13 protein-coding genes are annotated in these 13,548 nt (G+C 36.6%); 3 read left to right on the top strand and 10 right to left on the bottom strand.

All coding sequences use genetic code 11. From position 1 onward, the window contains the following. Positions 1-12 precede the first annotated feature (12 nt). The 3 genes from ACM6HU_RS07105 to ACM6HU_RS07095 form a co-directional block, all read right to left on the bottom strand. Complete coding sequence (locus ACM6HU_RS07105; RefSeq protein WP_016116350.1) at positions 13-846, bottom strand: metal ABC transporter permease; 834 nt, start codon at positions 844-846, stop codon at positions 13-15. Further along, positions 846-1,616 carry a metal ABC transporter ATP-binding protein gene (locus ACM6HU_RS07100; RefSeq protein WP_414848089.1) on the bottom strand — a complete coding sequence of 257 codons (771 nt, stop codon included), beginning with the start codon at positions 1,614-1,616 and terminating at the stop codon, positions 846-848. The genes ACM6HU_RS07105 and ACM6HU_RS07100 overlap by 1 nt, the downstream gene beginning before the upstream one ends. 257 nt (positions 1,617-1,873) lie before the next feature. Beyond that, positions 1,874-2,752 carry a YitT family protein gene (locus tag ACM6HU_RS07095; protein ID WP_016116351.1) on the bottom strand — a complete coding sequence of 293 codons (879 nt, stop codon included), beginning with the start codon at positions 2,750-2,752 and terminating at the stop codon, positions 1,874-1,876. A 151-nt stretch (positions 2,753-2,903) separates the two neighbouring features. Between ACM6HU_RS07095 and ACM6HU_RS07090 the strand changes: the two genes are divergently transcribed. Beyond that, the gene (locus tag ACM6HU_RS07090; RefSeq protein WP_003200331.1) at positions 2,904-3,158 is read left to right on the top strand and encodes a DUF2624 domain-containing protein; all 255 of its coding nucleotides are present in this window, start codon (positions 2,904-2,906) and stop codon (positions 3,156-3,158) included. A gap of 20 nt (positions 3,159-3,178) precedes the next feature. Here the strand turns inward: ACM6HU_RS07090 and ACM6HU_RS07085 are convergent, their stop codons facing one another. Both ACM6HU_RS07085 and ACM6HU_RS07080 read right to left on the bottom strand, forming a co-directional pair. Then, on the bottom strand, positions 3,179-4,075 hold the full coding sequence (locus ACM6HU_RS07085; RefSeq protein WP_016116352.1) for a deoxyribonuclease IV: 897 nt from the start codon (positions 4,073-4,075) through the stop codon (positions 3,179-3,181). A gap of 280 nt (positions 4,076-4,355) precedes the next feature. After that, on the bottom strand, positions 4,356-5,666 hold the full coding sequence (locus ACM6HU_RS07080; protein WP_016116353.1) for a DEAD/DEAH box helicase: 1,311 nt from the start codon (positions 5,664-5,666) through the stop codon (positions 4,356-4,358). Positions 5,667-5,847: 181 nt separating this feature from the next. Here ACM6HU_RS07080 and vrrA point away from each other — a divergent pair, with 181 nt between their 5' ends. Together vrrA and ACM6HU_RS07070 are read left to right on the top strand one after the other, a co-directional pair. Beyond that, on the top strand, positions 5,848-6,489 hold the full coding sequence (vrrA, locus tag ACM6HU_RS07075; protein WP_088093667.1) for a VrrA/YqfQ family protein: 642 nt from the start codon (positions 5,848-5,850) through the stop codon (positions 6,487-6,489). Between the two features lie 90 nt (positions 6,490-6,579). Then, positions 6,580-7,530 carry a 4-hydroxy-3-methylbut-2-enyl diphosphate reductase gene (locus tag ACM6HU_RS07070; RefSeq protein WP_016116355.1) on the top strand — a complete coding sequence of 317 codons (951 nt, stop codon included), beginning with the start codon at positions 6,580-6,582 and terminating at the stop codon, positions 7,528-7,530. A gap of 231 nt (positions 7,531-7,761) precedes the next feature. On the opposite strand, the gene ACM6HU_RS07065 is transcribed toward ACM6HU_RS07070, so the two are convergent. The 5 genes from ACM6HU_RS07065 to dnaG form a co-directional block, all read right to left on the bottom strand. Next, the gene (locus ACM6HU_RS07065) at positions 7,762-8,883 is read right to left on the bottom strand and encodes a Nif3-like dinuclear metal center hexameric protein (protein WP_414848088.1); all 1,122 of its coding nucleotides are present in this window, start codon (positions 8,881-8,883) and stop codon (positions 7,762-7,764) included. Continuing rightward, positions 8,880-9,587 (bottom strand): tRNA (adenine(22)-N(1))-methyltransferase, encoded by a 708-nt coding sequence (locus ACM6HU_RS07060; protein WP_414848087.1) that lies wholly within the window; start codon positions 9,585-9,587, stop codon positions 8,880-8,882. Before ACM6HU_RS07060 ends, ACM6HU_RS07065 begins: the two co-directional genes overlap by 4 nt. A gap of 212 nt (positions 9,588-9,799) precedes the next feature. Next, entirely contained in the window at positions 9,800-10,156 is a 357-nt protein-coding gene (gene cccA, locus ACM6HU_RS07055) for a cytochrome c550 (RefSeq protein ID WP_003200671.1), read from the bottom strand. Positions 10,157-10,541: 385 nt separating this feature from the next. Then, complete coding sequence (gene rpoD, locus ACM6HU_RS07050; RefSeq protein WP_003200669.1) at positions 10,542-11,663, bottom strand: RNA polymerase sigma factor RpoD; 1,122 nt, start codon at positions 11,661-11,663, stop codon at positions 10,542-10,544. A 59-nt stretch (positions 11,664-11,722) separates the two neighbouring features. Beyond that, complete coding sequence (gene dnaG / locus ACM6HU_RS07045) at positions 11,723-13,519, bottom strand: DNA primase (RefSeq protein WP_016116358.1); 1,797 nt, start codon at positions 13,517-13,519, stop codon at positions 11,723-11,725. Positions 13,520-13,548: the final 29 nt, after the last annotated feature.

Raw genomic sequence — 13,548 nt, 5'->3', positions numbered from 1 at the left:
ACTATCCCTACTTTATGCAGTTTTTTTCTTCTTCCATAAGATTGCACCGATTAAAATAAGAACCGCTAGCATAACAATTGTACCACCTGGAGCTAAATCAAGTTGATAAGAAGCAAACAGCCCACCTATCACGGAAATTTCACCAAATAAAATGGAAAAGAAAATTGTTTGTTTAAATCCTTTTGCGATGCGGATACTTGCGGCAACTGGTAACGTCATTAGGGATGATACGAGAAGAACCCCAACAACACGCATTGATACTGCAATGACAAGCGCAACTAAAATAATAAAAATAAAGTGAATCCATTTAGTACGAAGACCTGTTGATACAGCATATTCCTCGTCAAATGATAATAAAAATAACTCTTTATATAATAAAACAATTATTGCAATAACTACGATTGCTACAATACCAATAAGAATTAAATCCGTGCTTGTTACAGCACTCACGCTACCAAATAAGTAACTAAATAAATCCGTATTAAATCCATTCGCAAGTGAAATAAAAACAACTCCGATTCCCATCCCTGCTGAAAGAATAATCGGAATCGCTAATTCTTGGTAATGCTTATATACAGTACGTAATTTTTCAATTAATAGTGCTCCACCTATCGAAAAAATCATTCCCATATATAACGGATTTAAAAAACCACCTGTAAAAATCGTTTTTTCTAGTAACAAACTTGCGGCAATCCCTGATAATGTCACATGACTTAAAGCATCTGCAATCAGTGACATGCGACGAATGACAACAAATACACCGATTAACGGGGCAACAAGCCCTATTAAAATACCAGCGTATAAAGAATTGCGTAAAAAATCATATTGTAAAAAATCCTGTATCATTATATCCTCCCGTGATGCTCATGATCATGTTCTAAACGATGAACATGATGTCCATATAAAATCGACATTTCTGCATCTTCTAACTCTCGGAATTTCTCAACATTTCCATGGAAATGCAAATGCTGATTTAAACATGCAACATGCGTCACCTTCTCTGTTACAGCTCCCATATCGTGTGTAACCAGAATCAATGTGATACCTAGTTTTTTATTTAAATCTTCTAGTATCTCATAAAAGCTCTCTACACTCTTTACATCAATCCCCACTGTAGGCTCGTCCAAAATTAGTAATTCTGGATTACTTACAAGCGCGCGTGCAATAAACACACGTTGCTGTTGTCCACCGGAAAGCTCTCCGATGTTACGATTTTGAAATTCACTCATTCCTACATCTGCGATTGCCTTTGTAACCTTTTCTTTATCTTCTTTCTTCAAGAAACGAAATAGGCCTTTTTTTGAAACAAGCCCCATTGAAACAACTTCAAAGACAGTTGCTGGAAAACCAGAGTTAAAGCTGTTAGCCTTTTGTGAAACATAGCCAATTTTATTCCACGCTTTAAACTTCTTGCTATCAATACCAAATAACCGAATACTCCCTTTCTTCGGCTTCAAAACACCTAATATACACTTTAATAGGGTCGATTTACCAGATCCATTCGGTCCAACCAAACCTAAAAAAGCTCCCTTAGGAACTTGCAAATTAATATCTTCTAATACATTTCGATCTTCATACCGAAATGTTAGTCCTTCTATTTCCAACATATTCTTCATAGCATCTCACCTATTTTAATTCAGAATGATTCCGATTTACCTCTATTTGAATTATAGTATAACTTATTATAGTTGTAAACCAATCTGCCCAAAAATATATTCTTTATTTCGGACAACCTTATTATTATAACAAAAAAGCAGAGAAAATCTCTCTGCTTTTTAAGGATATTCAAAAATTACGGCAAAGATTGCTTTCACATTTCTTCATACTTTGGAACTGATTGGCTTTCTTTATCTTCTTTTTTGAACACGTACTTTTAATGAATAGCGGATTTAAATTTACCACCATTTGTCTCTTGCGTACTCATAATTGTAATAAAGGCATTTTCATCAATTTCATGAACAATTGATTTTAATTTTGTTACCTCAAGACGTGTAACAACTGCATAAATTACTTCTTTCTCTTTATCTGTATAACCACCTTTAGCAACGAGTTTCGTTGTTCCACGACCAAGGCGGTGTAAGATGGCATTTGATACTTCTTCATACTGATCTGATACAATCAGTACTGCCTTTGTCTCATCCAACCCTTGAATAACCGTATCAATTGTTTTAAATGCGATATAGTATGTCATAACAGAATACATTGCCTGTTCGACACCAAACACAAATGCTGCCCAAGCAAAAATAAATAAGTTCACAAACATAACAAATTCACCAACAGAAAACGGTAATTTTTTCGTTAATAAAATCCCCATAATTTCCGTTCCATCTAATGAACCACCATGCCTAATAACAATCCCTACACCAATCCCTAAAATAAGACCACCAAAAACGGTTGCCAAAATCGGTTCCGTCGTAAAAGGCTTGAAAGAATGTAATGTTGACTCAATAAATGCTAAAGCGACGATTGCAAAAGCAGAAGATAACATAAAAGTTTTCCCGATTTGTTTATACCCGGAATACATAAACGGTAAATTGAGGATGACAACTAAAGTAGAGAAACTTAACCACCAAATGTTTGGAGTAAGATAATCTAGTATGAGGGAAATACCGATAATACCACCATCAATGATTTTATTTGGCATTAAAAACAGTTCAATAGCAACCGCCGCACACGTTGCACCAAAGACAATCATAACTAAACGATACAATAGGTGAATAATACTTTCTTTTCTATGTTGTTTTTTTTCCATAAACCCTCCTTATATACTTTTTATATAGTTTTGTTCTTTTATTATAACATAGTCTTCTTTTACTTATAGAAAAAAGCATCTACTATGCGAATATATACAAGCATCCCGCACATATATTTCGATATAAGAACAACTGAAGGAGGACTACATCATGAACCTCATCAAGCACATTGTAAACAAAAAATTAAATCATATGACAACAAAAGAATTATTGAAATATAGTAAAGAATATGAAGTTCCCATCACAACTGAACAGGCTGAGCAAATTGTCCCTTTAATAAAAGGGAAAAACATCAACATTTATGATACAGGAGAAAGACTAGAACTTTTAAAAAAGATTGCAAAAGTCACTTCCCCATCTACCGCTCAACAAATAAATACGTTATTTCAGAAACTATTAAAATAAGGAGGTGGAAATCCCCCTCCTTATTGTTCTTTAATCTTCTCAAGAAGACCTTCATCAAATGAGCCACTCTTCAACATTTCAATTTCAAACTTATATGGTGGTTTTTTATCTTTCTTATCCTCACCTACATACGGTGTTTCAAGAATTTTTGGTACATGCTGTAATTGTGGATGGTGTACGATGTGGTGTAACGCTTTATAACCAATATGACCGAAACCGATATTTTCATGACGGTCTTTTCCAGCTCCACGTATATTTTTACTATCGTTAATATGCAATACTTGCAAACGATTAATCCCAACAATTTTATCAAATTCATTTAATACACCGTCAAAGTCATTCACAATGTCATAACCTGCATCATGCGTGTGGCACGTATCGAAACATACAGATAACTTTTCGTTATATTTTACACCATCAATAATTTTTGCAATTTCGTCAAAGCTGCGTCCGCACTCTGTTCCTTTTCCAGCCATCGTCTCTAGTGCAATATTCACTGTCTGTTCTGGCGTCAATACCTCATTTAGGCCTTTAATGATTTGCTGAATACCAGCTTCAGCTCCCGCGCCAACATGAGCCCCTGGATGAAGTACGATTTGCTTCGCTACACCTAACGCTGACGTTCTTTCAATTTCCATGCGAAGGAAATCAACACCTAATTGAAACGTTTCCGGTTTTGTCGTATTACCAACATTAATAATATAAGGTGCATGGACAATAATTTCTTCAATACCATTGAGCTCCATATGTTTACGCCCTGCTTCTATATTTAACTCTTCAATTGGTTTTCTTCTCGTATTTTGCGGTGCACCTGTATAGATCATAAAGGTTGTCGCACCGTATGAAACAGCCTCTTCACTTGCTGCTAATAACATTTTCTTACCACTCATAGAAACATGAGACCCAATCTTTAACATATAATCACCTCTTCAATATACAATAGCTATAATGATAGCATAATTTGTAGAAATATGTAGTGAATTGTTTGTTCACAAAACAATAAACATACTGCTAAAACAGATTCACAAGTTACGCTCCCACGCTTCTAAAGCATGGAACTCTTCTTAGTATATCAAGATTAGTGGAGTTTTTCTTAATTCCTGCTGGTTATTAGTCCTCACCTAACACCTTTATTTTTGCTACAGGAAAGATTCACATTCGTAAATAAAAGGATAAAAAAAGATAAGGGATCTCCCCTTATCTTTTTTTATTACTGTATTTATTCTTCACTTTTGCACGTTCTGTTGCCAGTTTTCTCTTATAATTAGGTTTTACTTTTTTCGGCTTCTTGACAACTTTCGTTGCCATAATATCAAGTTCATCATTTGGCTTTTTACGACTTTTACGACGACGGCGGTCACCTAAATCAGCCCATTCATCTCCACGTAAGTCTACATGATTAAATATGATATTACGTTGTTTTTCTAAGCTATCTAACGCTTCTTCATTTGCTGGATCATAAATTGTCACTGCAATTCCTGAATATCCAGCACGAGCTGTTCTTCCTACGCGGTGAACAAAGAAATCTAAATCAGATGGAAGTTCATAGTTAATAACATGGCTAATCCCTTCAATATCAATACCACGTGCGGCTAAATCTGTAGCGACAATGTATTGAAACTCTAAGTCACGAACTTGTTTCATCATTTTTTTACGATCACGTGGTGATAAATCACCATGAATTCTTCCTACTTTTAATCCACGCTCTGCTAATCCGTCCGCAACTTCATCCGCTTTTTTCTTTGTATTTGTAAAAACGATTGCTAAATACGGCTTAAATTGAAGTAACATATTTTTCACTAATTCAATTTTATTACGATGTCTAGAAGGAACTAAATAATGCTCAATATTCCCTGCTGCAACTTGTTTTGGATTAATATGAATATGCTCTGGATTCTCCATATACTTCTTCATAAACGGTTTTAATTTTTGAGGAATCGTTGCAGAGAAAACAAGCATTTGCAAGTTTTTAGGCATACGCGCTGCAATTTTATCTACATCTTGAATGAATCCCATATCAAGCATCAAGTCTGCTTCATCAACAATAATCGTAGTAGCTTTATGAACGAATAGCGCTTTTTCTTCTACTAGATCTTTAATACGCCCGGGTGTCCCAATAACAACATGAGGTTGTTTTTTCAATTTTTCAATGGATCTTTGCTTATCTGTTCCTCCGATTAAGCAGCGTGCTGTAATCATTTGATCTTCTTCACAAAACTTTGTTAACTTTACAATCTCTTGATAAATTTGTTGTGCTAACTCACGAGTAGGCGCTGTAATGACAAGTTGGACCTCTTCTCGTTTCGCATCAATTCGGTTTAATGTTGGAAGTAAATATGCGTGTGTTTTACCAGAACCCGTTTGGGACTGTCCAATTACACTCACACCTTTTTTCACAACAGGAAAAATTTTCTTTTGAATTTCTGTCGGCTCTGAAAAGCGTAGTTCACGAACTGCATCTATTAAAAACGGTTGAAAATTATATTGTGTAAATGTTGGTAGTGTCATAAGTTACACCTTCTTTCTAAAATTTCTACTGCGCGCACAAATCAGTCAAGTCTACATTATATCGAAATCTAATAATAAAATCCATCTTTAGTTTAGGTTTTCACTCCAAAAACTAACCTTCTTTCTTTTCATTGCATATTGTATGTGTATATACCTAACTGAAGAAAGGAGGAGTTCTCTTATGTATCCGAACTCTCCTATGGGCCAAATGTATACAGGACAGCAACCGTACACCCCGTATCCTATACCTAATTTACCTCCTATGATGCAAAAAAAGAAAGGATTTCTCTCGAAGCTATTCAAAAAACACGATCCGACTCAGCCTTTTATGCAAATGGTTCCTCCCTATCGACAAATGGAGGGACAACCGATGATGCATCAACATCAGCAGCCCTATATGCAGCAGTCACAACAAATGATGCCACCTCAAATGAACAATCCGAATGAAATCCGTGGCTCAGCACCGATTATACCTAGCGCTAGCGGTGGCGGTGGCATTGGCAGCTTTTTTTCCAACTTAATCTCCAATCCAACAGGTATGTTGAATAACATTGAAAAAGTTGCTCAAGTCGCTCAATCTGTTGGACCTGTCGTCGAGCAGTATGGACCCATTGTGCGCAGCATACCAAGCATCGTAAAAATTCTCACTTCTGGAAAAGGTGCTGCTGAAGAATCAGCAGAAGAGGTGGAAGTAATTACTACACCTCCACCACCTTCAAAAAAGAAAAAAAAGAAGAAAATAATTTTAGAACCAGTTATTGAAAGAGCCTTACCGAAAGAGGATATCCCGCGTATGGCACCAAAACCAAAACTATATGTCTAACAATCCTTTGTTTTCTGTCCGCTCCTCCTTTATAATGGAAAAGACTATGTACAAAAAGGATTCCTTGTTTAGAAGGAGAGGATTACTCACATGAAAATTGTTAAAATTTCCCCTCGTGGTTATTGCTACGGTGTTGTTGATGCAATGGTCATTGCACGCAATGCTGCACTAGATAAAACATTACCGAGACCGATTTATATTTTAGGTATGATTGTTCACAATAAACATGTAACCGATGCTTTCGAAGAAGATGGCATTATTACATTAGATGGTCCAAGTCGATTAGAGATTTTAGACAAAATTGATTCTGGTACTGTTATTTTCACAGCACACGGTGTTTCTCCAGAAGTTAAACAACGTGCAAAAGAAAAAGGGTTAACGACAATCGATGCAACATGTCCAGATGTTACGAAAACACACGACCTTATCGAAACAAAAAAAGCGGAAGGATACCATGTGATTTACATTGGTAAAAAGGGACATCCAGAACCAGAAGGTGCCGTTGGTATTGCACCTGACATCGTTCATCTTATTGAAAAGGCAAATGATTTGGAGACACTAGAAATCCCAACAGAGAAAATTTTAGTAACAAATCAAACAACAATGAGTCAATGGGACGTTCAGCACCTGATGGAAGACATTCAGAAAAAATTCCCAACAGCTGAATTTCACAAAGAAATTTGTTTAGCAACACAAGTACGTCAAGAAGCAGTTGCTAAGCAAGCAGATGTAGCTGATTTAACGATTGTTGTCGGTGATCCAAAAAGTAATAACTCAAACCGTTTAGCCCAAGTATCACAAGAGATTGCTGGTACAAAAGCATACCGCGTTGCAGATGTAAGCGAAATTCAATTAGAGTGGCTGCAAGGGATCGAAAATGTCGCTGTTACTGCAGGGGCCTCTACACCAACGCCAATTACAAAAGAAGTAATCGCCTTTTTAGAACAGTACGACCCAATGAACCCAGCAACTTGGGAACGTAAACGAAACGTACCACTTCAAAAAATCTTGCCACGTGTAAAAGTAAAAAAACAACAATAAAAAAAATCCGTTGCTAACTCACTAGCAGCGGATTTTTTTATTCAATATAAATCTATTTTGATTTTTTCACATATAAGTCGCTGCTACGAAGAACAAGAAAATTACCTATACTCTTTTTTCTCTTTGTTTTCACTTGGCATGGGGCAAAAAAAGGCTCTGACCGCTTCTATGCATAGCCGGATGCTCTCTTCCATCTAAAAAGAAAGATTTTATAATTTTTCTTTTTAGAGCTTATACAAAAGTAAACGGATCTGTATGTAACTGAGAAGCATGAATTTGCACAGCAAATTTTTTCTCATCTACTTTTTGCTGTAATTGCTTTTGCACACCTTGTTTCATCACTTTTTCAACATTATGTCCTGGATCCACAATATTTAATCCGAGCATCATCGCATCATGTGCAACATGATAATACATATCGCCCGTCACATACACATCTGCCCCTTTAAATTTCGCTTGCGTAATATATTTATTCCCATCACCGCCAAGCACTGCTACTTTCCGCACTTTATCGTCTAAATTCCCAACAACTCGCGTACCTTTTACATCTAATGCCGATTTCACATGTTCAGCAAACTGGCCTAATGTCATTTCTTCTTGCAAATATCCAATTTTACCAAGTCCTAACGTTTCTCCCTTATTATCAAGGGGGTATACATCGTAGGCAACTTCTTCATATGGATGTGCTGTTAACATTGCTTTTACTACTTTCCGCTCTAGTGGGGCTGGGATAATCGTTTCAATCTTCACCTCTTCTACACGCTCTAACTGCCCAGTTCCGCCTATATAAGGGTTTGTCCCCTCCCCAGGCATAAATGTACCTATTCCTTCACTATTAAACGTACAATGGCTATAGTTACCGATATAACCAGCTCCAGCACCCCCAAGAGCTTTGCGAACTTCTTCAGCATGCGTTGCAGGCACACATACAACAATCTTTTTCATTTCTTCCGAGTATGTCGGAGCAAGCACTTCTGTATTTTGTAATCCCAACGCCTCAGCAAGCAAGTCGTTCACCCCGCCTTTTGCTACATCGACATTTGTATGCGCTGCATAAACAGCGATATCGTTTTTGATACACATTTCAATAATTCGACCATACGCCTTATCTGTATGGATTGCTTTTAGCGGACTAAAAATAAGCGGGTGATGAGCAATAATTACATTCGCACCTATTTGAATCGCTTCTTCTACAACCGCTTCTGTAACATCTAGTGCAATCAATACATGCTGGACTTGCTTATTGAGTGCACCAATCTGCAAACCAATTTTATCGCCTTCCATCGCTAAATGCTTCGGATACATACTTTCAAATAAAGAAATCACTTCATGCCCATTTGGAATTTTACTCATGATAAAACCTCCTCTATCATTTTCATTTTCTCGACTACTTCAATTTGTTTTGCCTTTGTATCTTCTGATTCTGTCGCACGCTCTATTTGCTTCAGGATATTTTGAAAGTTTTTCAGTTCATTTTCCCATTTCTCTACAAACGCATCACTTTTTTCCTTCATCAAAAATGGTCCAATAAATATCTCTGCTTGCTTGTTTTCATGATAAGGAGTTAGCGGTTCTCCTTTTTCCCCAACTAAAATCTCATAAATCTTTCCGTCTTCTTTTATAATTTTTTCATGAATAAGCTCCCAACCATTTTCAATAAACCATTCACGAATATGATGTGCAGCAATATTAGGCTGTAAAATTAAACGTGTTACACCATTTAGCTTTTCTTTTCCATTCTCTAAAATATCACGAATTAGTGCTCCACCCATACCAGCAATTGTAATAACATCGACTTCTCCTGGTGTAATAACAGCTAAGCCATTTCCTTTACGAACATCTACCTTTTCTTGCAGGCCACTCTCAGCCACTGTAGCCTGTGCAGAACGGAATGGCCCATCTACCACTTCTCCCGCTACTGCCTTTGTAGCAATATTATTTATGATTGTATAGCACGGTAAATACGCATGGTCGGAACCAATATCTGCAACTGTAGATCCTACTGGAATCTCCCGCACTACTTCTTCTAATCTTTTTGAAAGCTTCACTTCATTCATTTATTTCCATTACTCCTTCTCTTGTCAGTCTGTCTCCATGATAATGAATTTACAGTAGTTGTTGCAAGTAAAGAAACAAAACAATTCATTTATTTCATCGTATTTTAGAATAAAAGGAAAAACAAGCTCCCTGCCATAAGCAAAGAACTTGTTTTATCGGTCGTATTCCACTACATGCGAATCATACAATTCTCACGGATTAAAGGTTCACTTTATTTTTTCTTTGATAACCAATCAGCTACTTTAGAAGCCTGATCTGCTGGAATTATATTCGCTGGCATATTTCCTTTCCCTTTTGTAAGCACTTCCTTAATTTCATCTTTGGAAAGTTTCCCACCAACTTTTTGTAAGTTAGGCCCTACTGCACCTTGCAACTGATCACCATGGCAGCTCGTACAACTTTGTTTCACAATATCTTCTGGTTTCGATGCCGTTTGCGCTGGTTTCCCACCATTTTTTGCATCAGCAAGCTCTTTAGATTTATGTAACCCCTGAAACGAAAATACAAACATAATGATAATGCCCAGTGCTGCAATAAGAGCGAATGGAATCAACGGATTACGTTTCATATTTCTTCTCCCCCCTCTACACCCCCAAATAGTTAGATGATTCAGTTACTTCTATTGTACTTGAAAACGTTCTATCAGAAAAGACAAAACTATCAGTTGTTAAAAATATTCCATAAATTCAGTTTATTGATTCTCTTCCTTTTATCCCATATTATTTTGATAAATATCAACGCTTCTCATCATATTTTTTGTTTTTCTACATATATTTTTGTATAGAATAAACGAAATTAATCGAAAAATCGAAAAATGAGCATTTGCAAATCAAAAGACAATTCTGTAAAATAAATTACAAGAATTGTAATCGTTACTGACAGCTAAATTTTAACAAAAATTAACAAAATAAAAAAGTTTACTTCACAAATGTGAAGTAAACTTAAAAAGAACCCTATTCTAAGAAATCTTTTAAACGTTTGCTACGGCTTGGATGTCTTAATTTACGAAGCGCTTTTGCTTCAATTTGACGAATACGCTCTCTCGTTACGCCGAATACTTTCCCAACTTCTTCAAGCGTACGAGTTCGTCCATCATCTAAACCGAAACGAAGACGTAGAACATTTTCTTCACGATCTGTTAGTGTATCTAACACATCTTCTAATTGTTCTTTTAGCAATTCATACGCTGCATGGTCCGCAGGTGATGTTGCTTCTTGGTCTTCAATAAAATCGCCTAAATGTGAGTCATCCTCTTCACCAATTGGTGTTTCAAGAGAAACTGGCTCCTGTGCAATCTTTAAGATTTCGCGTACTTTTTCTGGAGCAAGATCCATTTCTTCTCCAATTTCTTCTGGAGATGGTTCACGTCCTAAATCTTGTAATAATTGACGCTGTACACGGATTAATTTATTAATTGTTTCAACCATATGAACGGGAATACGAATTGTTCTCGCTTGGTCTGCAATGGCACGTGTAATCGCTTGACGAATCCACCAAGTTGCATACGTACTGAATTTAAAACCTTTACGATAATCGAACTTTTCAACAGCTTTAATTAAACCCATGTTTCCTTCTTGGATTAAGTCTAAGAAGAGCATACCACGGCCTACATATCGTTTTGCAATACTTACAACAAGACGTAAATTCGCTTCCGCAAGACGGCGCTTCGCTTCTTCATCACCTTCTTCAATGCGGGTTGCAAGTCGAATTTCTTCTTCAGCAGATAGTAGATCCACACGGCCGATTTCTTTTAAATACATGCGAACAGGGTCATTGATTTTTACACCTGGTGGCACACTTAAATCATTTAAATCGAATTCTTCTTCTGTCTTTGTGATTTGGTGATTATTCGGACCTTCATCGTTGTCGCCAACTAAATCAATTCCTTGTTCACCTAAATATTCATAATATTCATCCATTTGATCGGATTCAATTTCAAATCCATTCATGCGTTCTGCAATCTCTTCATATGTAAGAACGCCACGTTTTTTTCCAAGCTCAGTGAGTTGTTCTTTCACTTGCTCAAGAGTCATATCAGTTTCAATTTGTTTAGAACGAGCTGGTTTATCAGCCATCTGTTCCCCTCCTTACGCGAGATACAAACATTCATTATAATAAAATTTTATACAAAAAGCTATCTTCTTGCTTTCTGATTTTGTAAATATGCTACATAAAATTTTGCAGCTTCTACTGGATCTGTTTTTTCCATTTGCTTTAATGCAAAAATGGTTTCCATCTTTTTAAGCTTTTGCTTATGGCGGCTTAGCGCCTCTAAGTGACCTTGCAATATTTCATCACTGTATTCTGGATTAATGAATTCATCCGTTGAAATATTGGTGATAATATTTTTCAATTTCTCATCAGAGAGCCAGCTCAAGAAATTCCCGACTGAAGGTTCATTTCCCTTTTCATAATATGCATATAGTTCATATAAAATCCCTTTATGTTCTTCCGTATGAAAATCTTCTATATGAGGTTCAATACGGAAAGCAACTTCGGCACTTTGTAACATATGGTAAATGAGCTCTCTTTCTGCCCTTTCAAAACCTGAAAATTTCGGTTTTGCCTGAACAATTTGAGGCGGCTTAGAAATTTGTTTCGTTTGTTTTTGCTGTATCTTTTGTTCTTTGCGATATTGGTGCAATTGACCTAAAAGTGTTTCCATTGAGTAAGAAAATTCTTGCGATAATGATTTTAAATACGACTCCGCTTGCATTGCATCTTGCAATAATGCTAGCTCTTTTAAAACACTTTTCACATATTCTTCTTTACCAGACTCATCTTGCAAATTTTTCCCTAAACGCAAGTAATTTATTTTGAATCCAACAAAACTTATACTAGCCTTTACAAGATTTTCAAACGCCGCTGTTCCATATTGTTGCACATATTCATCAGGATCAAGCTTATCTGGCAATGAAGTAACCTTCACATGACAACCAACTTGCGATAACAATTGTCCTGCTTTCATCGTCGCTTCTCGTCCTGCTTTATCACCATCATAGCAAAGAACAACAGTTTCAACATTACGCCGCAGAAGTTTTGCCTGTTCTTCTGTTAAAGCTGTTCCCATCGTCGCAACTGATTCTTCAATCCTGCTTTTTACAGCAGCTAATACATCAGCATATCCTTCAAATAGAACAACTTGCCCTCGTTTTCTGATAAACGGTCTTGCTTGATGGAAGTTATACAGCAATTTACTTTTGTAAAAAATAGGTGTTTCTGGGCTGTTTAAGTATTTTGGAGTATCATCCCCCAACGCCCTTCCACTAAACGCTGCGACTTTTCCTTGTAGTGTGTGAATGGGAAACATAACCCTTCCGCGAAAACGGTCATGATGACTGCCATCCCTTTCACTCCGCACAAGCAAGCCAGCTTGCTCCATGGTCGATAACGAAAAACCTCTTTTTTGTAATATTTTTGTTGCTGCATCCCAACCTGGAGATGCATAACCAATTTCAAACTTTGCAATCATCTCTTTTGTAATACCTCGATTTAGTAAATAAGAAAGAGCTTCATTTCCCTCTTCAGTATTTACTAAAAGATGGTGATAGTATTTTTTCAAAAGTTCGTGAGCCTGTAACATAATGACACTGTCATCAGATATGTTCTCTTGTTGATCTTGTCCTGATGTATAATCTACAACCGAAATATTATTTCTTTCTCCTAGCTTTTGCACAGCTTCTATGAAAGAGAGCCCTTCCATCTTCATGAGAAATGAAAAAACATTTCCTCCCTCTCCACATCCAAAGCAATGAAAAATTTGCTTGTCTAATGAAACAGAAAATGAAGGTGAATTCTCACCGTGGAATGGACAAAGCCCAAAATAATTGCGCCCTTGCTTTCTGAGCTGAACATACTCACCAATCACTTCTACAATATCAGATGATGTCCGAATCTGTTCAACAACTTCTTCGGGAATTCTGTTCCCCATAACTCCATCTCCGTGTCGTATTTTGTATT

It is taken from the genome of Bacillus sp. IT-79MI2, assembly GCF_949768135.1.
In the GTDB taxonomy this organism is placed as follows: Bacteria; Bacillota; Bacilli; order Bacillales; family Bacillaceae_G; genus Bacillus_A; species Bacillus_A pseudomycoides.
The sequence above is the reverse complement of the archived record's forward strand: the minus strand, read 5'-3'. Positions and strand labels throughout refer to the sequence as shown.

Coding starts and splice junctions, on each gene's coding strand:
- ACM6HU_RS07060 (WP_414848087.1), bottom strand. CDS start 9,587: ATGAATGAAGTGAAGCTTTCAAAAAGATTAGAAGAAGTAGTGCGGGAG.
- ACM6HU_RS07080 (WP_016116353.1), bottom strand. CDS start 5,666: ATGACACTACCAACATTTACACAATATAATTTTCAACCGTTTTTAATA.
- rpoD (WP_003200669.1), bottom strand. CDS start 11,663: ATGGCTGATAAACCAGCTCGTTCTAAACAAATTGAAACTGATATGACT.
- cccA (WP_003200671.1), bottom strand. CDS start 10,156: ATGAAACGTAATCCGTTGATTCCATTCGCTCTTATTGCAGCACTGGGC.
- dnaG (WP_016116358.1), bottom strand. CDS start 13,519: ATGGGGAACAGAATTCCCGAAGAAGTTGTTGAACAGATTCGGACATCA.
- ACM6HU_RS07085 (WP_016116352.1), bottom strand. CDS start 4,075: ATGTTAAAGATTGGGTCTCATGTTTCTATGAGTGGTAAGAAAATGTTA.
- ACM6HU_RS07105 (WP_016116350.1), bottom strand. CDS start 846: ATGATACAGGATTTTTTACAATATGATTTTTTACGCAATTCTTTATAC.
- ACM6HU_RS07070 (WP_016116355.1), top strand. CDS start 6,580: ATGAAAATTGTTAAAATTTCCCCTCGTGGTTATTGCTACGGTGTTGTT.
- ACM6HU_RS07090 (WP_003200331.1), top strand. CDS start 2,904: ATGAACCTCATCAAGCACATTGTAAACAAAAAATTAAATCATATGACA.
- ACM6HU_RS07065 (WP_414848088.1), bottom strand. CDS start 8,883: ATGAGTAAAATTCCAAATGGGCATGAAGTGATTTCTTTATTTGAAAGT.
- ACM6HU_RS07100 (WP_414848089.1), bottom strand. CDS start 1,616: ATGAAGAATATGTTGGAAATAGAAGGACTAACATTTCGGTATGAAGAT.
- ACM6HU_RS07095 (WP_016116351.1), bottom strand. CDS start 2,752: ATGGAAAAAAAACAACATAGAAAAGAAAGTATTATTCACCTATTGTAT.
- vrrA (WP_088093667.1), top strand. CDS start 5,848: ATGTATCCGAACTCTCCTATGGGCCAAATGTATACAGGACAGCAACCG.